Source organism: Rhodococcus sp. AC861 (assembly GCF_979256035.1).
Genome location: NZ_CEEDMW010000004.1, coordinates 426,685 through 447,813 on the forward strand (window position 1 = coordinate 426,685; position 21,129 = coordinate 447,813).

A 21,129-nucleotide genomic window follows, 5' to 3' on the forward strand; every position below is an offset into this window, starting at 1 on the left:
ATGCTCGCGCCGACGGAGACCCGACCGACGCTGCTGTCCGTGGGGGCCGGACGCATCCGGTTGCGCTTCGACTGGATCGCCGGTCAGGACGCCCGTGCGGTCGCCGTGGAGGACCTACTGGACGCGGTGCCGGGAGTCCGTGCGGTACATGCCTATCCGAGGACTGCATCGGTCGTCGTCTGGTATTCACGGACGCGGACCGATGTCGACACCGTGACCACCGCGCTGGCGTCGACACCGACTGTCGTCTCGTCGTCCGCGCAGGTTCCGGTGCGGACGCCGCGCTCAGCGGATGTGGGAACGGGCGAGTTGCTGCGCTTGACCGTCGGCGCTGCGGCGCTGGTTCTGCTCGGGCTCCGGCGGTACGGCCTACGTCGACCGCCTGTCCTGGGGTCGACCAGTCGACTCGTCGCCACCGGTGTCACAGTCTTCACGGGGTACCCGTTCCTGCGGGGCGCGGTGCGGTCCATCGCGGGTAGGCGCGGCGCCGGCACCGACGCCCTGGTCTCGGCCGCCACGGTCGCGAGTCTGGTGCTGCGCGAGAACGTCGTCGCGTTGACGGTGCTCTGGTTGCTCAATATCGGGGAGTACCTGCAGGATCTGACTCTCCGTCGCACACGGCGTGCGATCTCCGACCTCCTGAGTGGCACGCACGACACAGCGTGGATCCGCACGGGCGACGGTACCGAGGTGTCCGTGGACATCGATTCCCTCGAAGTGGGCGACGAGGTCGTGGTGCACGACCATGTCGGAGTCCCCGTCGACGGCGTCGTCGTCGAGGGTGACGCCGTGGTCGACCAGTCCGCCATCACCGGAGAGACACTCCCGGTGACCGTGGCCGCTGGAAGTCGGCTCGCGGCAGGGTCGGTGGTGCTCCGCGGACGGGTCGTGGTGCGGGCGTCCGCTGTCGGCCGTGACACCGCCATCGGCCGCATCATCGCGCGGGTGGAGCAGGCGCAGGAGGACCGCGCACCGATCCAGACCGTGGGCGACAATTTCTCGCGTCGTTTCGTGCCCGCATCGTTCCTGCTCTCGGCTGCCACGCTTGTCGTCACTCGGGACGTTCGCCGTGCGATGACGATGCTTCTGGTCGCGTGTCCCTGTGCGGTCGGGTTGTCGACACCCACGGCTATCAGTGCTGCCATCGGAAACGGTGCCCGCCGCGGCATTCTGATCAAGGGCGGCTCGCACCTCGAGCAAGCGGGCCGGGTGGATGCGTTCGTCTTCGACAAGACCGGAACGCTGACCGTCGGTCGTCCCGTGGTCACCAATGTCATCGCCTTCGACGACGCATGGGAGCCGGAGCAGGTTCTGGCCTACGCGGCCAGCTCCGAGATCCACTCCAGACACCCGCTGGCCGAGGCCGTCATCCGGAGTACGGAAGAGCGACGTATCGAGATTCCGCCGCACGAGGAATGCGAAGTGCTTGTGGGTCTCGGCATGCGTACCGTCTCGGACGGTCGAACGCTGTTGTTGGGCAGCGCATCTCTGCTCCGGCGCGAGAACGTCGCGGTATCGGAAGATGCCACGGGGTGGATGACTCGCCTTCAGCATCGCGCCGAGACTCCTCTCCTTCTCGCCGTCGACGGCGTGTTGGTGGGACTGGTGAGTCTGCGGGACGAGATCCGACACAACGCCTCCGAGGTACTGGATGCGTTGCGGGCGGACGGCGTCCGTCGCATCGTGATGCTCACGGGGGACAACCCCGCCACCGCGGCTGCAGTGGCCGCCGAACTGGGTATCGACGAGTGGCGTGCCGAGGTCATGCCCGAGGACAAGCTGGACGTCGTGCGGGAGTTGCAGGAGGCGGGCCACGTGGTGGCAGTGGTCGGCGACGGCACCAACGATGCGCCCGCCCTCGCCGCCGCGGACATCGGGATCGCGATGGGCGCCGCCGGAACCGACGTCGCCGTCGAGACCGCGGATGTGGCGCTTGCCGGGGACGACCTGGCCAGGTTGCTCGACGTGCGTTCGCTGGGGCGCCGGTCGGTGGCCGTGATCAGGCAGAACTACGGCATGTCCATCGCGGTCAACGCCATCGGTCTCGCGGTGAGCGCCGGAGGAGCGTTGTCGCCCGTCCTCGCCGCGATTCTGCACAACGCGTCGTCGATCATCGTGGTCGGTAACAGTGCACGGCTCATCGAGTACCGACCGGACGATCCGGCGCCGATCGAAGAACCCGCCGAGTCGACAGCTGTCGCCGGGTAGGTTCGGAGTCGACCGCACACCCCGGCAGATCTTGCGAGGACCACGATGACGACGACCGCTCCACGTGACGCAGCCCCCCGCACCGCGCCCGCGCCGGTGCGCCCGCTCGACCTGTTCGCCGCGGAGTCGCTCCTGGACCAGGACGAGCGCGATATCGCCGCGACGGTCCGAGCGTTCGTCGACAAGCGGCTCAAGCCGGAGGTCGGGGACTGGTTCGAATCAGGCACTCTGCCGCGGGAGTTGGCCAAGGAATTCGGCAGCCTCGGACTGATGGGGATGCACCTCGAGGGCTACGGATGCGCGGGGACGAACGCTGTCAGTTACGGACTCGCCTGCATGGAGCTCGAGGCAGGGGACAGCGGCTTCCGCAGTTTCGTCTCGGTGCAGGGGTCGCTGTCGATGTACTCCATCCACCGGTACGGCTCGGAGGAGCAGAAGCAGGAGTGGCTTCCCCGACTCGCCGCGGGCGACGCCATCGGGTGCTTCGGGCTGACCGAGGCGGACTTCGGTTCCAATCCTTCCGGAATGCGGACACGCGCCCGCCGAGACGGCGACGACTGGATCCTGTCGGGCTCGAAGATGTGGATCACCAACGGAACCCTCGCGGACGTCGCCACCGTGTGGGCTCGCACCGACGAGGGGTTCCGCGGGTTCCTCGTACCCACGGACACACCGGGTTTCACGGCCCATGCCGTCGGGAAGAAGTTGTCGCTGCGTGCATCCGTGACAGCCGAGCTCGCGTTCGACGACATCCGGCTGCCGGCCTCGGCGATGTTGCCCGGCGCGACGAGCCTGGGTGCCCCGCTGTCCTGCCTCAACGAGGCGCGGTTCGGCATCGTGTTCGGAGCGCTGGGCGCCGCGCGGGACAGTCTCGAGACGGCCATCGCGTACGCGAACTCACGGGAAGTCTTCGACCGGCCGCTCGGCAGTTTCCAGTTGACGCAACAGAAGCTGGCGGACATGACGCTGGAGCTCGGCAAGGGGTTCCTGCTGGCAGTCCACCTCGGACGCATCAAGGACCGTGGCGAGATCTCGCCGGATCAGATCAGCCTGGGCAAGCTCAACAACGTGCGCGAGGCCATCGCGATCGCTCGTGAATGCCGCACCATTCTCGGGGGAAGCGGCATCACCCTCGAGTACTCGCCGCTGCGGCACGCCAACAATCTCGAATCGGTGTTGACCTACGAGGGCACCAGCGAGATGCACATGCTCTCGATCGGCAAGGCGCTCACGGGGCACCAAGCGTTCCGCTGACCTGCGTCACCGGTTCTTCGCAGTCTGCTTCCGGTTCTCCTTGTCGATGGCGGTGACCAGCTCGTCCTTGGTCATCGTCGACCGACCGGTGATGTCGAGTTCCCGCGCGACACGCTCGAGGTGCTTCTTGGAGGCATTGGCGTCGACGCCGCCTGCGCTCTCACCGGACGGGTTCTTGCCGCCGCTGCGGGCGCGATCGTCCGACGGGCCCTTCTCGTCCTTCGGCTCCCAGTGATCGCCGATCTTCTCGTGCGTGTGCTTCAGGGCCGCGTAGGCGACACGATGGGCGCGCGACTCGTCGTCGTACTCGTCCTCGGCCGAGTCGAGAGCCTTGGCATAGGTGCGCTGGGCCTTCTCGTCGGACTTCTGCAACGTCGACGGCAGTTCGGACTTCACGGCGTTGCCGTCGTCATCGGTCTTCGGCATGGTCGTCCTCTCTCGCGATGTGGGCGAGAGATACCCGCCCGGTGATCGGGGAAACCGGCGCACCTCACCGCGAGCCGACCGTGACCGTCTCACCACGCCCGACGTGGGTGATGCGATCTCCGAGACCCCGTTGCGTCATCGCGCGGGTGAAGTCGGACAGGGGAGAGGCGAACACGCCGTAGTCCTCGAAATGAACGGGCAGCACCTGTCGCGGATCGATGCACTCCATCGCATCGGTGCCCTGCCGTCCGTCCATGGTCACCATCGCTCCGAAGCGCGGGTTCTGTCCGAACGGAAGGGTGGTGCCGCCGAGATGCACTACCTCCGTGTCGATCTCCGGGAATCGCGTCGGAATCTCCCGCAGCTCGTCCACCATCAGCGTGTCACCGGAGATGTACACCCGCAGATCCACCGGACCGTCGGCCGTCGAGAACTCCACCATCGTCCCCATGACCGGGGGCAGGACTCGCAGTTTCTGTGCCCACATCGGTCCGTGTCGTCCCGGCATCGCGGACACGGTCGCGACCGTGTCGCCGACCTCGATGCGTCGGGACTGCCAGGTGTCGAGGCCGACCGCGCCGTCGAAGCCTCGGTGGTGCAGCTTCGACGCGGCGTGCGGCGTCGTCAGAACCGGCAGCGCAGAGTCCAGGCCCGCCTGCGCACGTCGATCCCAGTGATCACCGTGCATGTGCGACAACAGGATCGCCGACAGCGGCGGCAGGTCGTCCAGTGAGATCGCCGGATCCAGGCGCCTGGTCGAGAACAGGCCGTGCCCGAGATAGGCACGCTCACCGGCATGGAGGAAGTTGGGGTCCGTCAGCAGTGTGACGCCCCGGTAGGACAACAGTCCCGTCGCATTGCCGATGAACGTATAGGTGCCGGTAGCCATACCGACGGGGCTTCCCCGCCGGTACGGCACCAAACAGCTGTTGCTACTTCGACAGCGTGAACTGCATGACGTCGATGGTCCCGCGGCGGAACTGCTGCGCGCAGCCGCTCAGGTACTTGATGTAGCGGTCGTAGACCACGTCGCCGGCGATACGGATGGCGTCGTCCTTGCGTGCCTCGAGGTTCTCGGTCCAGATCTCGAGTGTGCGCGCGTAGTGCTGCTGCAGCGAATGCACGCGGTCCACCGAGAATCCGACCGACGTGGCGCGCTCCTCGATGGTGACGGGCCGCTCGAGCTCACCACCCGGGAAGATCTCCCGGAGGATGAAGCGCATGAACACGGCGTCACGCTTGTCGACGGCGACGCCCTTCTCGGCGAGATCGTCCAGGCCGTAGCCGACGATTGTGTGGAGCAGCATGACCCCGTCGGCCGGCAGGATCGCGCTGGCCTTCTCGAAGAACGGGACGTGCCGTGTACGCCGGAAGTGCTCGAAGGCGCCGATGCTGACGATGCGGTCGACGGGCTCATCGAACTCTTCCCATCCCTGCAGCCTGACCTCGGCCGAGCGGGTACCGGGCAGGTCGTCGAGCCGGGACTGCACGCGGCCGAACTGGTGCTCACTGAGCGTCAGGCCGATGACGTCGACGTCGAATCGTTCGCGCGCGCGGATCATGGCCGTGCCCCAGCCGCAGCCGACATCGAGCAACCGCATACCGGATTCGAGTCCGAGCTTGTCCAGGGCCAGATCGATCTTGGCCAGCTGAGCCTCCTCGAGCGTCATGTCCTCGCGCTCGAAGTACGCACAGCTGTAGGTCCATGTCGGGTCGAGGAACAGCGCGAAGAAGTCGTCGGACAGGTCGTAGTGCGACTGAACGTTCTTGAAGAAGGGCTTCAGGTCTGTCATGGGTGTAGCAACCTCACACTCGACGGCAGGAATAGGACGCGGCATGGTCCCCCGACACACCGCATCTCTCGCGAATCTACGGTCATCGCAGCAGCTTCGCGCCGCAAACGGGCAGGTTGGCGGGCCGAACCTACTCGGTGTCCGGTGCGAGGGGAGCTCTCCGGGTAGCGCGCCGGTTACCTGCCCCCCTGGCGCGGCTCGCGTTCGTTTCGCCGCCCCGTCACTCGGCGATGTTCTCCTCGAGGAGGACGGCCGTGGACAGGGTGCGGTACCCCTGATCGGGGAAATGGACGGTCACTCGGTCCGACTCCGCGGACACGATGTCCCCCGTGCCCCACTCACGGTGATGCAGAACGTCACCGGGCCGGAAACGACCGTCGCCGTCGTCCGGTTCCGTCGACACACCGGATTCGCACGTGTCGCATCGACCGCACGGTCCGGACGGCACCTCGCCGAGGTACTCGAGCAGGACGCGTCGTCGACACCGCGTCGTCTCGGCGTACTTCCGCACCATCTCGACACGCGAGCGTGCAGCGGTCTCCCCGCGATGCGCAGCCTCGCAGGCCAGCTCCACCGCATCGGCCGTCTCCATCCCGCAGTCCGTCCACCCCCCGTCCTGCCACCGAACGGCCCCGGCCCGATCGAGCAATTCCACCGCCGACTCCGCCGCGCGGCCCGACGCCGAGGGGAGCGCTGCCAGGGAATCGGTCGGTATCGGCGCGGTCGTGGAGGAGATGGCCCGGTACACCCCGGCCAGCGCCTCACGCTGCGGATTCCGGGTGGCGAAGAAGGTGGACAAGCCGAGATCCTCCGGGCGGAAGTGAAGGACCGCCGCGGCATCGTCGCCGTCTCGTCCGACCTGCCCGAACTCCTGGTAGTAGCGCTCGAGGGACTCCGGCGGCGACGTGTGGACGACGAAGCGGACATCCGGCTTGTCGATGCCCATACCGAACGCGGACGTCGCCACCACGACGTCCACAGTCCCGTCTCGGAAGGCGCGATGCGCATCCTCGCGGTCGTGGCGGGAGAGTCCTGCGTGGTAGGCGATGGCGTCGACTCCCCGCTGCCCCACCAGGTCTGCGTAGTCATGCGTCTGCGCGCGAGTGGCCACGTACACCAGGCCGACGGCACCGGACCGCAGTGCGTCGACGCGATCCACGACGTCGTCGACCACGGCGTCGGTCAGGTCGATCGCGTGATGGTGGCGGACGACGGACAGGTGGATGTTCGGCCGGTCGAACGACCCCACCGCGACGAAGGGGTCGACGAGATGGAGTCGCTCGACGATCTCGTCGCGAACGGGCGGCGGGGCGGTAGCGGTGGTCGCCACGACGGGCGGCCGCCCGATCGCGTCGACGAATTCGCCGAGGCGCAGATAGGCAGGTCGGAAGTCGTGGCCCCACGCCGCGATGCAATGCGCCTCGTCGACGGCGACACAGGCGACCGACATCTCACGCAGTCGCCGCCGCGTGTCGGGTCGAGACGCCGATTCCGGAGTGAGATAGAGCATCGTCGCGTCGCCGGTCTCCAGCGAGCGCCACGCGTCGTCGTTCTGCGACGTCGTCTGCTCCGAATGCACTGCGACGGCGCGCATCTCGCCGGTCCGACGGCGCAGGCTCTCGACCTGGTCGCGTTGCAGAGCGATCAGCGGAGTCACCACGACGGTAGGACCGTCGAGGATCGAGGCGGCGATCTGATAGATCGCAGACTTGCCGTAACCACTGGCGAGCAGTGCCAGGACGTCCCGGCCCCCGGCGAGGGCCGCTACCGAATCACGTTGCGCAGGATGAAGTTCCGTGTACCCGAGTGCCGACCCTGCGGTGTCGACGCGGTGCGCGGTGTCGCTCGAAGGACTCACGAGAGCCCTGATACCCCGGACTGGACGGGCCAATCCGATCGTGCGTCAGAAGCGACGCGTGAGTCTCAATCGCAGGGGGCGTCCGTCCGGATCGACCACCAGTCGGTACAGCACCGAGAACACGCGTTGCTTCCACACGGGTGGGACCTCGATGGCGTGCGTGCGCAGGCGCCCGACCGGCCGGTCACCGTCTCGACCGCCGTCGTGCCACGCATCGAGCCTGGCCACGTGATCGGACACCGCGTCGAAGCACTCGTCGGGGTCGAGTAGGTCGTCCACGTCGGCCGGGTCGCGGGAGAGGTGCTCGGTGAGCAGTTCCAAGCGGAGGTCGCGGGCGAAGACTCGCGCCCCGTCGCCGAGTCCGGACGGGTCCACGGGGGACCGCTCGTCCCGGGTCTCGTCCACCACCGCGGCCGTCAGCTCCGAATCGTGCGTCCACGACCGCCGGTTGAAGTTGTCGCTGCCGACGGCTGCCCAGATGTCGTCGACGATGCAGACCTTCGAGTGGACGTAGACCGGCACGCTGTCGTCGTTCTCGACGTCCAGAACCAGAACCCTGTCGGCTCCCGCGTCGCGAAGCAGGTCGAGGGCGGCGGCATGGCCGAGGAGCGCCGGAGGAATGGTCATCGCGCTGTCGTCGTCGAGATGGCGCGGCACCACGACGATCATGCGCAGACGTGGTGAGCGCCGGAGGGCGCGCGCGAAGACACGTGCCACGTCCACGGACCAGAGGTACTGGTCCTCGATGTAGATGAGGCGTTCCGCGCGTCCCAGTGCTTTCGCGTACGCCCGAGCCGCACTGCGTTCTCCGTCGCGGGCGAACGGGTAGGCGGGACGTCGCCGAGGATAGGTGCGCAGGAGCTGTACCGAGCACGTGCCGGCGGTCGGTGGATCCGGCAGGGGCGCGGGCAGCTCCGACGGCTCGCGTCGGTGTCGCCGGACGATATCGGAGACGACGTGCCACGGAAGCCGGGACAACGCTGCCGGGTCTTCCCACCGCTCGCGGAAGGTGTCCTCCACGTCCCGGACGGCCGGTCCACGCACCTCGAGCTGGAGGTCGTGCCAGGCAGGGGTTTCCCCGTACTCCGGCGGGAACGGACGACTGAGTGCGTCGCCGTGGTGATGGATGTCGTCGCGTCGGGCACGCGCCAGATCGATGCCGCCGACGAATGCCACGTTCTGGTCGGATCGCTCGGCCGAACGGATCACCACGAGTTTCTGGTGATGCGACCCGAAGCTCAGGACGCGCTGGTCCAGGACGCATTCACCTCCGGCTTCCTCCAGAGCGGAGGCCAACGCGCTGTTCTTGCCGCCGGTGTAGCCGATCGATTCCGCGTGCGAACGCCACAGCAGTCCTCGAACGACGACGCCGCGCGAGGCTGCCTGCGTCAGCGCACCCTCGACCGTCGGACCGTGATCGGTGAGTACCTGCTCCGGGTCGCCACGCCAATCGGTGAACAGCACCAGATCGTCCACGTCCGCTGCTGCGACGTGCTCGTCGAGCACACGGAAGTACGTGTCGCCGTGCACGAGTGCGCGGCAGAGGTTTCCGTCGGTCCACGGCCGGATGCGGGTGTCGGCGTTGGCACGCTCCTCGCCCGTCAGGAACCAGGGATGGGTGTCGTCGAAATCGATGTCGTCGAAGATCGAGGACCGCCCCAGGGCGCTGGACACCCGGTCGATCGCCCTCATCGCGACATTGTCGCGACGCTGACGCGCGCCGTCGCCGGAGGTGCTCACGCCACCTGCGCAGCGGGCGGCAACGACGCCGTGCCGCCGGTGGGCCACGCCAGCGGATCGCTCCCCAGCGCGTGCAGTTGGCGCACCTGGTCCTGGCACCACGGCGAGAGGTCGCTGCGGCCCTCGAACACGGCCGCGACGAAGTCGGACCAGGGCTCCCACCGGAAGTCTGCGACCTCGTCCGGACGTGGATCCACCGACCGATCGTCGTGCAGAACGAGGAAGACCGGGCAGATCTCGTACTCGACGACGCCGTTGCTCATCACCGCGCGGTAGCGGAAACGGGGGAGTACGGGCTCCGCGTTCGAGGCGGAGATACCGAGCTCGTGGTCCAGGCGCCGCAGAACGGCCGAGTCCAGGCGTTCACCGGGCGCGGGATGCCCACAGCACGTGTTCGTCCAGATGCCCGGCCACGTGCGCTTCTCGTGAGCACGACGAGTGACCAGAACCTCGCGGTCCCGGTTCACGACGTAACTCGAGAACGCGAGGTGGAGCGGCGTGGCGTCGTGGTGGACGGTGGCCTTGTCGTGGGTCCCGATGGCCCGGCCGTCCTCGTCGAGAAGTACTACCAGCTCCACGTCGCGTTCTCTTTCCCCAACAGTGCTTCGTCGGACCCGGTCCGAATATGCCTTCGTCGACTCTAGTCGGTCGGTGGGACAGGGCTCGATCGCGGAACCACGATGCCCTCGCGCAGCAGCCGCCGGACCACGACGAGAGCGTCGTCGGTGTCCAGTCCGCTCAGCTCTCCCACGACGCAGTCCTTGCCGGAATGCAGCTGGTGAACGGCGGAGGCGCACACCGCAGGCAGCCGCACCGACTTCGTCCGGGTCGTGACGGTGACCGCGTCGTCGGCGTCGACGATCCGCGCGTGCAGACCCGGACGCCATCCCACGACCGAGTTCGCGGACAGCGCGGCCATCGACCCGATCGTCGCGAGCGGGCGCACGGGAGCGGGGCGCGTGACCTCGGTGAAGCGCCGTCCGACCCGATCGGCGACCGCATGCTCGCGATTCACGGGAGCGTCGTTCTCGTCCAGTGCGGAGACCAGATCGGTGAGCAGCGCGCGCACATGGGGTGCTACCGCATCCGCGTCGGTGAGATCGATCCCGACGGGGAGTGGGCTGCGGAACCGTGCGTCCTCGGCGAATGTCGACACGAGGTGGTGGAGCAGGTCGTATCGGGTGAACGCCGACATTCCGACGGTCAGATGGATCGACGTGTCGCCCAGTGCCTGTGCCGAGTGGATCCACCCGCGCGGCACGTACAGCGAATCGCCTTCGCGCAGAACGGTGTCGATGGTCGGCGTGGTTCGCGCCATCGCTGCGACATCGTCCTTGCGGTCGGACCACGGCTGGTGCGACAGGGGGTGCTGATGCACGGGCGGGTGCAGGATCCACCGTTTCTCGCCGGAGATCTGGAGGACGAACACATCGTGCACGTCGTAGTGCGGATCGAACCCGCGGGACGACGCCGGTGTGATGTAGGAGTTCACCTGGACCGGGTGGCCGAGGTCGCGCACCAACTCGCCGGCGAAGTGGATCAGCGGCGGCCACAGTCGATGTAGACCCTGCAGAACCAACGTGTGACCGTCGGCGAAGGCCGCGAGTATCCCCGCGGAATCGAGCTGGTCGGTCACCTCGGCGCCGAAACCGCCGGAGTCGGTGAAGTTCTCGCGCGCGGTGAGCGACCCGTTCTTCGCCATGCGCGCGAACGGGGTCCGCACCCCGCGCTCGGAGACGAGTTCGTCGACGGCGTCCACCGACAGCAGGTCCTCGAACGTCGACGACAGGTCCTCTCGCCGCGTCAGCAGCGGAGCGATACCCCAGTGCTCGTCCGCGAACGTTCGAGCCTCGATGCTCATGAGACGACGCAACGCGGACCGGTTTCCCGATCCGCGTTGCTCGTCGAACTGTCGGCTCAAGCCGTACCGTCCGCACCGCCGTCGTGGCCGGCGGGGTTGGAGCCGCCGTCGGCGGGCCCTTCTCCTCCTGCGGAACCGTCGGCGCCGCCGTCGTGTCCGTCAGGGTTGGAGCCGCCGTCGGCGGGCCCTTCACCGCTGCTCGCGGAACCGTCCGCGCCGCCGTCGTGGCCGCCGGGGTTGGAGCCGCCGTCGGCGGGGCCTTCTCCGCCTGCTGCTCCGGAGGTGGTGATGTCGTCGTCGTTGATAGCCATCGACTGCCTTTCACTCGTCACGACCGGACGCCGGTAGCCCGGCGTCGGACACACATCGAACTCTCCCGTTCTACAGGAGACGGATCACGAGTTGACGATTTCCGGACTTCTCAAACTCCGTGTCCATCTCATCGCCGCATACAGGACCACACCCACCAGAAGGAGCACCGCGGCCCGGAGCCAGGTCCCGGCACTCTGCTGGGTGGCCAGGACGACACAGCTGACGAGGGCGAGCACCGGAAGTACTGCCGGGGTGCGGAAGTGCGGGTGTTCGACCGTGTCGCGGCGCAGCACGAGCACGGCGAGATTGGTGCTGACGAACACGATCAGCAGCAGGAGCACGACCGTCTCCGCGAGCGCGGCGACCGTCCCGGTGGCGGCGAGGATCATGGCGACGATGGTCGTGGCCAGGATGGCGACCCACGGCGTACGACGGCGCGGCAGAACCCGTCCCGCGGCGGAGGGAAGCAGGCCCTGATTGGACATGCCGTAGGTGAGTCGGCTGGCCATGATCATGGTCAACAGCGCGCCGTTCGCCACGGCGATCAAGGCGATGGCGCCGAAGAGCTTGTCGGGGATCCCGACGTCCGCTGCCGACACGACTGCCAGGAGAGGCGCCGACGTGTCCGCGAGATCAGTCGCCGGAACGACGGCGCTGACCGCGAGCCCCACGGCGACGTAGACCGCGCCTGCCACGGTCAGGGACAGGAACAGGGCGCGCGGATAGACGCGGTGCACGTCATGGACCTCCTCGGCCATGTTGGCCGACGTCTCGAACCCGACGAAGGAGTAGAACGCCAACAACGCTGCCGCGAGGATCGCCACCGCCGGATTCACGCCGTCCGCGAAGTCCATCGTGCGGCCGATGTCTCCGTCGCCTCGACCGAGAACGATGCCTGCGAGCACGACCACCAGAACGAGGCCGCTGACCTCGATGATCGTCATCACGACGTTGGCGCGCATCGACTCCTTGATGCCTCGGGCGTTGAGGAGCGCGACCACGGCGAGGAAGACGAGTGCCGCGGGGACGGTGGGGACGTCCAGGAACGCTCCGAGGTAGTCGCCGGCGAAGGCGACGGACAGTCCCGCGGCGCTGGTCACTCCGGCGGCCAGCATCGAGAACCCCACCAGGAACGACACCACGGGCCGACGGAAGGCGCGCTCGGCGAAGACTGCGGCGCCCCCGGCGCGGGGGTATTTGGTCACCAACTCCGCGTAGGAGGACGCCGTCAGCATCGCCATCGCCAAGGCGACGAGCAACGGAACCCAGACGGCGCCTCCGACCTCGCCGGCGATCTCCCCGACGAGGGCGTAGATGCCCGCCCCCAGGACGTCTCCGAGGATGAACACGAACAGCAACTTCCCCGAGATCGCCGTGCGGAGGCCGTTCCCCTGCTCGCTCACCGGCGCTTTGTCGACTTCAGTCATGGGCGGGGGCATACCCGTTTCCCCTGCGAACGAACGCGCCCGGAACAAAGAGAAACCCCGGTGCCTGGGAAAGGCACCGGGGTTGTCGGACAATTATGATGCGGGCGCGATCACGGACAGTGACGGCCTCGCGATGGAAGGAACACGTAGTTTCGCTTCACCTCGTTGATACGCACCACCTGCCTTACGTTCGTCTACCGATCCGTGTGGCTTGCAGAATCGACGATAACCCCGCCGTCACCTGTTGTCCAGAGGAAGTCGACCTGCGCGTCAGCCGGCCTTCACGTCACGCTCATTCGGGACGCAGTGCGTCATCTCCAGGCCGGTCACGTCTCGGGGGCCGTTCTTGCCCAGATTCGCTCGACGCTCGTTCTCCTCGTCCGAGAGTGTCTGCGAGGCAAGCGGTTCGAGTCCGCGGACGTCGTCGGCGGTGATCGACAGACCGTCACCGACCCGCGCGCCCAGTTCGTCGTCGGCCATCAGGAAGTGCCACACCATGCGCTCCTGGACCTCACGGGTCGCCTCGGAGATATTGGCGACCAGGTTCGCCACCAGATCGTCCTTCTCCCACTGATCCATCAGCTGGTAACGCTGACCCGCCTGCTCGTAGTCGTTCGTGCGATCGATCCGCTTGCGGGTGAGGCGACCCGAGATCTCCGGACCCTGCTCGTCGTGCGTCGGGTACTGCGCTTCACGCAGCCCGCCGGTGATGGACGGCTCGTAGTTGACATGGGGATTGCCCCCGTGACGGTCCACCGCGTACTGCATCTGGCCGCCCTGCTGATTGGTGGCGACGGACGCGTTCTTCGGCTGGTTCACCGGAAGCTGCAGGTAGTTCGGCCCCACCCGGTAGCGCTGGGTGTCGGAGTAGGAGAACGTACGACCCACGAGCATCTTGTCGTCGGAGAAATCGAGCCCGTCCACCAGAACGCCGGTGCCGAAGGAGATCTGCTCGTTCTCGGTGAATGGTTCGAGACGTTGCGGTCGAGAACCATGCGGCCGACGACCTTCGGCGGGAACTCGTTCTCCGGCCAGACCTTGGTGTCGTCCAACGGGTCGAAGTTCAGCTCCGGGTGCTCGTCGTCGCTCATGAGCTGAACGCGCAATTCCCATTCCGGGTAGTCGCCGTTCTCGATGTGGTCGTACAGATCCTTGCTCGCGTGGCCCAGATCCTGACCCCGGACGACGGCAGCGTCGGCCTCGGTGAGGGACGAGACACCGGCCTTCAGGATCCAGTGGTACTTCACCAGGTGGGTCTTGCCCTCGGCGTTGACCCACTTGTAGGTGTTGACGCCGAAGCCCTGCTGGGTGCGGTAGTTCGCCGGAATCCCGCGGGGCGAGAACAGGTTCACGAGCATGTGCATCGCTTCCGGCGTCTGCGACATGTAGTCGAAGATGCGCGCGGGTTCCTGGCGGAACGTCACAGGATCCGGCTTGAGTGCGTGGATGACGTCCGGGAACTTGATGGCATCGCGGATGAAGAAGACGCCGAGGTTGTTGCCGACGAGGTCCCAGTTGCCGTCCTCGGTGTAGAACTTGATCGCGAAACCGCGCGGGTCCCGTGCGGCTTCCGACGAATCGCGTCCGCCGATCACGGTCGAGAACCTGATGGCGAGATCGGTTCGTTTACCGGCTTCTGCGAAGAGTTTGGCGCGGGTGTACCGCTCGATGGGCTCGTCACCCCAGGTGCCCGTCGCCTCGAAGTAGCCGTAGGCGACGGCGCCGCGGGCGTGGACGACGCGTTCGGGGATGCGCTCGCGATCGAAATGGCTGATCTTTTCGAGGAAATGATAATTCTCGAGTGTCGCCGGGCCTCGCGAGCCCACGGTGCGTTGGTTCTGGTTGTCGTAGACGGGGTGCCCCTGACGATCGGTCAGGATGTCCCGGTCGTCGTCGGGTGTAGATCCCTGCGACGCAACATCTGTTATGTGCTCGACTCCCTCGTGACTCTGTCGTGTTCGTTCGGGGCAACGGACCGCGTACCCGCCCTCCGGGCGGAAAAACGTCGTCACGAACAATGGGCAGGATGAAGACGAGCGCCGGAATTCTGCTCTTCCGCGGCGAGCCGACGAACCTGGAAGTTCTGCTGGCGCACCCCGGTGGTCCGTTCTGGGCTCGGAAGGACGCCGGTGCCTGGTCGGTTCCCAAGGGCGAGTACGACGCGGAGACCGAGGATGCTCGATCGGCGGCCGCCCGCGAGTTCGAGGAAGAGTTGGGGTCGCCGGTGCCGAGCGGGGAGTGGATCGACCTGGGCACGGTCACACAGTCGCGCGCGAAGACCGTCCGCGCGTTCGCCGTAGGCGGCGATTTCGATCCGTCGACCGCCGTCAGCAACGAGGTGGAGATGCAATGGCCCCCGACATCGGGGCGTCTGATGGTGTTCCCCGAGGTCGATCGTGTGGAGTGGTGCGATTCCGAGTCGGCTCGGGTGCGCATCCTGGCGGGCCAGCGTCCGTTGCTCGACACACTGGATAGGCACCTCCGCGGGGCCTGAGACGCAGGTCACGCGTTTGCGCGGTCCCTCGGTGGGCATCGCTCGGCGCATGAACGTACCTACGGTGGGGGCGGAGGAGGAGTTCCTGCTCCTCGACCCCCGGACAGCGTCGCCTCTGGACTGCAACCGCGAGGTGGCCGCGACGAGCGAGTCGCGTTCGGGCATCGCGCTGGACCTCGAGCTGACCGCATGCCAGGTGGAGACCACCAGCCCGGTGGTGACGGACCTGGACGACTTGGCCGAGGCATTGGCCACCTCTCGCGCCGCAGTCGGGGACGCGTCGGCGAGACACGGCGCGCTGGCCGTACCGATGGGAGTCGCCCCCGTACATCGGCCGGGGGAGGTTCGGACGACCGTGGCCGACGACTCGCGGTATCGCCGCATCGCCGAGCGTTTCGGGCCGATCGCCGACCAAGCAGCGGTCTGCGGATGCCATGTGCATGTGGCCGTGCAGTCCCGAGCCCACGCGGTGGCTGTCGCTACGGCTGTCCGACCGTGGTTGCCGACACTGCTCGCGGTATCCGCGAACTCCCCGATCTACGACGGAGTCGACACGGGGTACGCCAGTTGGCGATCGGTGCAATGGTCGCGATGGCCCAGCGCGGGCCCGCCTCCACACCTGCGGTCCGAGGCGGAGTACGACCGCGAGGTCTCCGAGATGATCCGCGCGGGAACGATTCTCGACGACGGGATGGTCTACTGGGATGTCCGACCGTCGCGGCGACTACCGACCGTCGAGATACGCGTCGCGGATGTTCCTGCCGACAGTGCCGACACCCTTCTTCTCGCACGTCTGTGTCGCGCTCTGGTCATGAGTGTCGATCCGGAAGTCGATGCACCGGCCGTTCCCGACAGCAGATTGCGCCGTGCGTACTGGCTCGCCGCTCACGACGGACTGGACGGGGACGCTGTGGACCCGGCGACAGGCACTGTCCTACCCGCCGCGTCTCGTCTCGCCGATCTGGTGGCGCATGTACGAGGCGCCTTGACCGTGACCGGTGACCTCGAGCCGGTGGAGACCCACATCGACGCGCTCCTGGCTCGGGGGACCGGTGCGCGCCGACAGCGAGAGATGCTCGCTGCGGGATCGAGCGTGCCACGAGGTGGTGACATCTCTCGCCCTGCCGCGCTCGGTCGGTGTTCAGGCGGCTCCCTGACCTCCGCCGCCGCCCTCGGTCATCCCTTCGTCGCGCTCACCGTCGGAATTGCGGAACTCGTCGAGCGTCGCCTCGGCCGCATCGCCCGTCTGCTCGCCGGCGCCGTCCGGGGTGTGGTGCAGGTCGTCCTGGTCGGCTCCGCCGTCACGTCGTTCCGGAATGTCGCCCGCGGCCTGCTTCGCCTCGTCGATCTTCTCCTGTACGGAGTCGAGCTTCGCGTCCAGTTCGTCTGCCATGAGATCTCCTTCGATCGTGGGGCATGTGCCCCGTCACACGTTTTCCCCGTTGTACCGACGGGTAACCGCCATATGTCACCGAATGACGCGGGGCGGTCGTTCAGGCTGCTCTAGCACCGAACACTCACCACCACTCACAGGGGGACAACAGATGGTCAGCACCACCGCACACACCGATCGGGCGACGCTCGTCGCCCAGCTGCGCGCGCTTCTCGCACTCACCAACACCGAGGTGCAGGTCGCAGAGACTCGCGTCGCGCAGGCTCGGACCGAAGCGGTCCGCGACGAGCTGCTGCAGAACGCGTCCAACGGTCGCGATCGCGCTGCTCGCATCGACACCACCATCCGCGACCTCGGCGGTTTTCCCGGAGTCGTCGCACCCGTCGTCGGACGCCTCACCGCACTGCTGAAGTCGATCGGTGAGCAGGCACAGCCGTTCGACGAGGCACTTCTCGGAGACCTCGCTCTCGAACACCAGCTCCTCGACCGCTCGCGCTACGTGAAGGCGCTCGCCACGACTGCCTCCGTGCCCGCGGTGGTCTCGTTGGCCGACGACCTCGTCACCGCCCACTCGGCAACTGTCGAGTGGCTCACTACAGTCCTCGCGGAAGATGCGCTGGGTGGCCCCGCCGCCCTGCGCCGCACGCCCATCCAGGCAGCGACAGGTGCTGCAGTGCGTCTGATCAACACTCCCGTCACCTGGTCGAGCCGGGGCGTCGACCGCGTGGTCGGCACGGCCAAGGACGTCCCCGCCAAGGTGTCGACTCTCATCGGTCGAGGCCAGCGTGCCACCGAGCTCGCCGTCGACACTGTCACCGCGAGCCGCGACGCTGCTCTCGAGACGGCCGAGGACGTGACACGTGAGGGCGGCGCCACCGGTGTCGCCGACGCCATCCACCGCACCCGTGCGGCCGGCGGCACGCTCGACGAGCAGGAACTGCCGATCGACGACTACGACTCCCTGAACGTCTCCGCTGCAGTCGCGGAGATCAAAGAACTGACCGACCCGTCGGACCTGCGCACCGTGGTCGCCTACGAGGAGCGCAACAAGAACCGCCACTCGGTGGTCTCGGCAGCGCAGACGCGTCTGGCTGCCCTGGCGAAGGACATCGTCGGCATCTCCTGATCGACCCCGAACGTGAGAAGTGCCCCCGAGGACGAATCCTCGGGGGCACTTCTCATCGGTGCTACCTAGTTGCGTGTCACCGTGGTGCGAGGTCCGGTGTCGCGGGGCGCAGGTTCGCGCCCCGATCGGTCGGAGACGCTACCGGTTGCGCACCGGGCCATGACTGCTTCCCACCATTCCTGCCGCGGACTCGGATCGATCCAGACGACTGTCTCGGTATCCATCTTCCCACTCCTGTCGAAACACCTCGATGTGTCGACGCCTCACTTCTCGAGCGCTGTGACAGGGGTTACCCGATCGCGACAGGTTCACACAGTCGTCATCGCCACCAGGTCTCGCTGGGGGTGACCGGAGTGGTCCTCTTGTGCCGCGTCTTCAGGAACCAGTTCTCGATGGTGGCAGCGGCGTCGTCCGGAACATCCTCGCCCTCGAGATAGGCGTCGATCTGGGCGTAGGTCACGCCCAGGGCTTCCTCGTCCGGAAGCGCCGGCCGGTCGTCCTCGAGGTCGGCGGTGGGGACCTTCTTCCACGTGCTCTCGGGCGCTCCCAGCTCACGCAGCAATGCAGCGCCCTGCCTCTTGGTCAGTCCGGTGACCGGGGTGAGGTCGACTCCGCCGTCGCCGTACTTGGTGAAGAAGCCGGTGACGGCCTCGGCCGCATGGTCGGTGCCGACGACCAGCAGATTGCGCTCTCCTGCCAGTGCGTACTGGGCGACCATGCGTTCCCGCGCCTTGATGTTGCCGCGGACGAAGTCGCGCAGCCGATCGACTCCCAGGGCTGCGGCCGCGGCACCGGCGGCGCCGTCCACCGAGGCTTTGATGTCGACCGTCACCGTGGTGTCGGGCTGGATGAAGTCGAGTGCGATGGTCGCATCGTCCTCGTCCGCCTGGGTGCCGTAGGGGAGCCGTACGGCGACGAACTCCGCCTTTCCTCCGCTCGCGCGGACACGTTCCGCCGCGAGTTGGCACAGGCGTCCGACGAGCGTGCTGTCCTGTCCGCCGCTGATACCGAGCACGAAGCCCGCGGTGCCGGTGGCGACGGCGTAATCGGCGAGAAAGCCCACACGCGTGTCGATCTCCGCTGCGGGATCGATGGTCGGGCGGACCTCGAGTTCGGTTCGGATGGTGTCGCGAAGAGTCGGCATGAGACCAACGCTAGCGCCGATCCGCCCGATGTGACACTGCGGGAACGAAGTGTTTGCCGCCGACGAGACCGGGAATGTCCGGAGGTCCACAAATTCTCCAGAGGGGATCGACCAGAGATGTCGCAACACACCGAGAGCGACGAGCTCATCGAGGCAGACGCGGCCGAACCGGAACAGCGAGTCGACACCGACGACGATCTCGCCGAGATCTGTTCCGAGATAGCGGACCTCGCACTCTCGCGCGACCTTCGTATCGCCACCGCCGAATCACTGACCGCCGGGAACATCGCCGCCAACCTGGGTCGCGCCCCGTCGTCGGGCACCTGGTTCCGCGGCTCGGTCGTCGCCTACGCGAGCGAGGTCAAGTACACGCTCCTGCAGGTTCCGCGGGGCCCCGTCGTGAGCGAGGAGGCAGCGACCGCCATGGCCAGCGGGGTGGCATCGGCGACCGACGCGAACCTCACCGTGGCCGTCACCGGTGAGGCGGGACCCGAGACGATGGAGGACGTGCCCCCCGGCACCGTCTGGTTCGGGGTCGACGACCACGGGACCGTCAGCGCGGAACGCGTCGTTTTCGAGGGCGACCCGAAGGACGTCCTCGCGGCGACCATCGAACGTGCGCTACGCCTGCTGCGCGACCACGCCCGGTCAGGCTCCGAGAGCCAGTAGCGCGATGTCGTCGATCGGGGAGAGGTCGGGGATCAGGGCGACCAGATCCTCGACCACCTTCGCCGTGGACAAGCCGAGGCGGGCCTGCGTGAACTGTGCGAGTCCGTCCTCGCCGAACATCGTCCGGCCGTCGGGGCGCGCCTCGGTGATGCCGTCCGTGTAGAGGAGCAGGGTCTGCCCCTCCTCGAGCCGGAAACTGCACGAGCTGAACGTGGCGTTCTCGAGAGCGCCGACGAACATGCCCGTGCTGGAACGGATCTCGTGCACTTCTCCGCGCGCAGGGTCGAGCAGTAAGGCGGGCGGATGCCCTCCCGTTGCGAGAGTGACGCGGAACCCGCCGCGGGGGTCCGGAGTGATGAAGCCGAACAGCACCGTGCAGAAGCGCTGGTGCGAGGTGTCCATCAGGAGCAGGCGGTTGAGCTCCGCGAGTCCCTCGGTGGGGTCCTCGTGGTGCAGTGCCGCCGCGCGCAGGGTGTAGCGCACCAACGACGTGACCGCCGCAGCGCCGGCGCCGTGACCCTGCACGTCGCCGAGGAAGAACGCCCACCGGTCGTTGCCCAACGCGAAGACGTCGTAGAAGTCACCACCGACCTGCAACGGCGACGACGCGTGATAGTGCGACGCCAGCGTGAGGCCCTCGATCGTGGGGAGCGACGGCGGCAACAGCGTGCGCTGGAGTACCGCGGCGTAGTCACCGATGATCGCCGCATCCGATTCGGCTCTGGTCCGCAACTCGCGCTCGGCGCGGACCTTCGTCGCCGCGGACAGGCGCAGCTCGAACTCGTCCATGGCAATGTCGGCGAGCTCCATGAGGATATCCGCACGATCGTCGGACACGCTACGTGGAGTGACGTCGTACACGTTGACGGTGCCGAGACGGAATCCGTCGGCCGTGACGATCGGTGCGCCCGCATAGAAGCGGATGCCCAGCTCACCACGGACGAAGGCGCTGCCGGCGGTGGACGGATCAGCCAGCGTGTCCGCTGCGACGAAGGGGCCGTCGTGCGTCATGGCCATCGTGCAGAGGGCGTCGTGACGCTCCGTGTGGTCGGGCAGTCCGTCGCCGTAGGTGGCGGTGAAGCGCACCAGATCGGCGTCGATGATGGACACCGAGGCGTACGGAGCGTCGAACCACCGAGCGGCGAGGCGAGCGATGCGAGCGAAGGCGCCGTCCGCGGCGGTGTGCTCGACGTCGTAGCGTGCCAGTGCTGCGAGACGTGCCAGCTCGGCGGCATGCGCTGGATCGGGACCGAGGTCGATCGGTTCCATCGCGGTTCGCGACGATGCACGCCTCGGGGAGTCGAAGACATGGGCGGCGTCGATCGGATGCGAGGCGTAGATCGGCCTCGACGACGGTGCGTTATCGGCCGGGACGACCTGACGGGGATGAAGTGCAGTCATGGGGCCTCCGGAAGAACGAGAGC

Annotated in this window: 19 protein-coding genes and 1 pseudogene; 6 read left to right on the forward strand and 14 right to left on the reverse strand. The window is 67.4% G+C overall.

The window, feature by feature from the left end; genetic code table 11:
- Both AC0IX4_RS15505 and AC0IX4_RS15510 read left to right on the forward strand, forming a co-directional pair.
- Nucleotides 1–2,208 carry a heavy metal translocating P-type ATPase gene (locus AC0IX4_RS15505; RefSeq protein ID WP_042573659.1) on the forward strand — a complete coding sequence of 736 codons (2,208 nt, stop codon included), beginning with the start codon at nt 1–3 and terminating at the stop codon, nt 2,206–2,208.
- Nucleotides 2,209–2,253: 45 nt separating this feature from the next.
- Nucleotides 2,254–3,462, forward strand: coding sequence for an acyl-CoA dehydrogenase family protein (locus AC0IX4_RS15510; RefSeq protein WP_056069805.1), 1,209 nt, complete (start codon nt 2,254–2,256; stop codon nt 3,460–3,462).
- Between the two features lie 6 nt (nt 3,463–3,468).
- Here the strand turns inward: AC0IX4_RS15510 and AC0IX4_RS15515 are convergent, their stop codons facing one another.
- From AC0IX4_RS15515 to AC0IX4_RS15565, 11 genes and pseudogenes are all read right to left on the reverse strand, one after another.
- Nucleotides 3,469–3,888: a ChaB family protein gene (locus tag AC0IX4_RS15515; protein WP_042573657.1), complete on the reverse strand. Its 420-nt coding sequence runs from the start codon at nt 3,886–3,888 to the stop codon at nt 3,469–3,471.
- Nucleotides 3,889–3,952: 64 nt separating this feature from the next.
- On the reverse strand, nt 3,953–4,777 hold the full coding sequence (locus tag AC0IX4_RS15520; RefSeq protein ID WP_471829757.1) for an MBL fold metallo-hydrolase: 825 nt from the start codon (nt 4,775–4,777) through the stop codon (nt 3,953–3,955).
- A 43-nt stretch (nt 4,778–4,820) separates the two neighbouring features.
- A complete protein-coding gene (locus AC0IX4_RS15525) occupies nt 4,821–5,681 on the reverse strand; it encodes a cyclopropane mycolic acid synthase family methyltransferase (RefSeq protein ID WP_042573655.1) in 861 nt (286 codons plus the stop codon).
- Nucleotides 5,682–5,901: 220 nt separating this feature from the next.
- Complete coding sequence (locus tag AC0IX4_RS15530) at nt 5,902–7,539, reverse strand: RecQ family ATP-dependent DNA helicase (protein WP_471829758.1); 1,638 nt, start codon at nt 7,537–7,539, stop codon at nt 5,902–5,904.
- Nucleotides 7,540–7,584: 45 nt separating this feature from the next.
- Entirely contained in the window at nt 7,585–9,231 is a 1,647-nt protein-coding gene (locus AC0IX4_RS15535; protein ID WP_056072538.1) for a phospholipase D family protein, read from the reverse strand.
- Between the two features lie 44 nt (nt 9,232–9,275).
- Nucleotides 9,276–9,857 (reverse strand): isopentenyl-diphosphate Delta-isomerase, encoded by a 582-nt coding sequence (idi, locus tag AC0IX4_RS15540; RefSeq protein ID WP_042573653.1) that lies wholly within the window; start codon nt 9,855–9,857, stop codon nt 9,276–9,278.
- 62 nt (nt 9,858–9,919) lie between these two features.
- Nucleotides 9,920–11,140: a cupin domain-containing protein gene (locus AC0IX4_RS15545; protein ID WP_056072535.1), complete on the reverse strand. Its 1,221-nt coding sequence runs from the start codon at nt 11,138–11,140 to the stop codon at nt 9,920–9,922.
- Between the two features lie 56 nt (nt 11,141–11,196).
- Nucleotides 11,197–11,451, reverse strand: a complete 255-nt coding sequence (locus AC0IX4_RS15550) for a hypothetical protein (protein WP_042573652.1) — start codon at nt 11,449–11,451, stop codon at nt 11,197–11,199.
- An 84-nt stretch (nt 11,452–11,535) separates the two neighbouring features.
- Nucleotides 11,536–12,879: an APC family permease gene (locus AC0IX4_RS15555; protein WP_042573651.1), complete on the reverse strand. Its 1,344-nt coding sequence runs from the start codon at nt 12,877–12,879 to the stop codon at nt 11,536–11,538.
- A 270-nt stretch (nt 12,880–13,149) separates the two neighbouring features.
- Entirely contained in the window at nt 13,150–13,647 is a 498-nt protein-coding gene (locus AC0IX4_RS15560; RefSeq protein WP_471829935.1) for a catalase-related domain-containing protein, read from the reverse strand.
- Nucleotides 13,648–14,891, reverse strand: a pseudogene (locus AC0IX4_RS15565) (catalase); the annotation flags it as partial.
- Nucleotides 14,892–14,905: 14 nt separating this feature from the next.
- On the opposite strand from AC0IX4_RS15565, the gene AC0IX4_RS15570 reads away from it, so the two are divergent.
- From AC0IX4_RS15570 to AC0IX4_RS15580, 3 genes are read left to right on the forward strand one after another with little or no spacing between them, the layout of a single operon-like run.
- Nucleotides 14,906–15,373, forward strand: coding sequence for an NUDIX hydrolase (locus AC0IX4_RS15570; protein ID WP_471829759.1), 468 nt, complete (start codon nt 14,906–14,908; stop codon nt 15,371–15,373).
- Between the two features lie 49 nt (nt 15,374–15,422).
- Nucleotides 15,423–16,880, forward strand: coding sequence for a carboxylate-amine ligase (locus AC0IX4_RS15575; protein ID WP_471829760.1), 1,458 nt, complete (start codon nt 15,423–15,425; stop codon nt 16,878–16,880).
- 37 nt (nt 16,881–16,917) lie between these two features.
- A complete protein-coding gene (locus AC0IX4_RS15580) occupies nt 16,918–17,892 on the forward strand; it encodes a ferritin-like domain-containing protein (RefSeq protein ID WP_471829762.1) in 975 nt (324 codons plus the stop codon).
- A gap of 65 nt (nt 17,893–17,957) precedes the next feature.
- On the opposite strand, the gene AC0IX4_RS15585 is transcribed toward AC0IX4_RS15580, so the two are convergent.
- Together AC0IX4_RS15585 and nadE are read right to left on the reverse strand one after the other, a co-directional pair.
- Nucleotides 17,958–18,116 carry a hypothetical protein gene (locus AC0IX4_RS15585; protein WP_471829764.1) on the reverse strand — a complete coding sequence of 53 codons (159 nt, stop codon included), beginning with the start codon at nt 18,114–18,116 and terminating at the stop codon, nt 17,958–17,960.
- 95 nt (nt 18,117–18,211) lie between these two features.
- On the reverse strand, nt 18,212–19,036 hold the full coding sequence (gene nadE, locus AC0IX4_RS15590) for an ammonia-dependent NAD(+) synthetase (protein WP_471829766.1): 825 nt from the start codon (nt 19,034–19,036) through the stop codon (nt 18,212–18,214).
- Between the two features lie 117 nt (nt 19,037–19,153).
- Between nadE and AC0IX4_RS15595 the strand changes: the two genes are divergently transcribed.
- Nucleotides 19,154–19,705, forward strand: coding sequence for a CinA family protein (locus AC0IX4_RS15595; protein WP_471829767.1), 552 nt, complete (start codon nt 19,154–19,156; stop codon nt 19,703–19,705).
- On the opposite strand, the gene AC0IX4_RS15600 is transcribed toward AC0IX4_RS15595, so the two are convergent.
- On the reverse strand, nt 19,685–21,106 hold the full coding sequence (locus tag AC0IX4_RS15600; protein WP_231568612.1) for a PP2C family protein-serine/threonine phosphatase: 1,422 nt from the start codon (nt 21,104–21,106) through the stop codon (nt 19,685–19,687). The genes AC0IX4_RS15595 and AC0IX4_RS15600 overlap by 21 nt on opposite strands.
- Between the last annotated feature and the right edge of the window lie 23 nt (nt 21,107–21,129).

Coding starts and splice junctions, on each gene's coding strand:
- AC0IX4_RS15505 (WP_042573659.1), top strand. CDS start 1: ATGCTCGCGCCGACGGAGACCCGACCGACGCTGCTGTCCGTGGGGGCC.
- AC0IX4_RS15510 (WP_056069805.1), top strand. CDS start 2,254: ATGACGACGACCGCTCCACGTGACGCAGCCCCCCGCACCGCGCCCGCG.
- AC0IX4_RS15515 (WP_042573657.1), bottom strand. CDS start 3,888: ATGCCGAAGACCGATGACGACGGCAACGCCGTGAAGTCCGAACTGCCG.
- AC0IX4_RS15520 (WP_471829757.1), bottom strand. CDS start 4,777: ATGGCTACCGGCACCTATACGTTCATCGGCAATGCGACGGGACTGTTG.
- AC0IX4_RS15525 (WP_042573655.1), bottom strand. CDS start 5,681: ATGACAGACCTGAAGCCCTTCTTCAAGAACGTTCAGTCGCACTACGAC.
- AC0IX4_RS15535 (WP_056072538.1), bottom strand. CDS start 9,231: ATGAGGGCGATCGACCGGGTGTCCAGCGCCCTGGGGCGGTCCTCGATC.
- AC0IX4_RS15545 (WP_056072535.1), bottom strand. CDS start 11,140: ATGAGCATCGAGGCTCGAACGTTCGCGGACGAGCACTGGGGTATCGCT.
- AC0IX4_RS15550 (WP_042573652.1), bottom strand. CDS start 11,451: ATGGCTATCAACGACGACGACATCACCACCTCCGGAGCAGCAGGCGGA.
- AC0IX4_RS15555 (WP_042573651.1), bottom strand. CDS start 12,879: ATGACTGAAGTCGACAAAGCGCCGGTGAGCGAGCAGGGGAACGGCCTC.
- AC0IX4_RS15560 (WP_471829935.1), bottom strand. CDS start 13,647: ATGCAGTACGCGGTGGACCGTCACGGGGGCAATCCCCATGTCAACTAC.
- AC0IX4_RS15570 (WP_471829759.1), top strand. CDS start 14,906: ATGAAGACGAGCGCCGGAATTCTGCTCTTCCGCGGCGAGCCGACGAAC.
- AC0IX4_RS15575 (WP_471829760.1), top strand. CDS start 15,423: ATGAACGTACCTACGGTGGGGGCGGAGGAGGAGTTCCTGCTCCTCGAC.
- AC0IX4_RS15580 (WP_471829762.1), top strand. CDS start 16,918: ATGGTCAGCACCACCGCACACACCGATCGGGCGACGCTCGTCGCCCAG.
- AC0IX4_RS15585 (WP_471829764.1), bottom strand. CDS start 18,116: ATGGATACCGAGACAGTCGTCTGGATCGATCCGAGTCCGCGGCAGGAA.
- nadE (WP_471829766.1), bottom strand. CDS start 19,036: ATGCCGACTCTTCGCGACACCATCCGAACCGAACTCGAGGTCCGCCCG.
- AC0IX4_RS15595 (WP_471829767.1), top strand. CDS start 19,154: ATGTCGCAACACACCGAGAGCGACGAGCTCATCGAGGCAGACGCGGCC.
- AC0IX4_RS15600 (WP_231568612.1), bottom strand. CDS start 21,106: ATGACTGCACTTCATCCCCGTCAGGTCGTCCCGGCCGATAACGCACCG.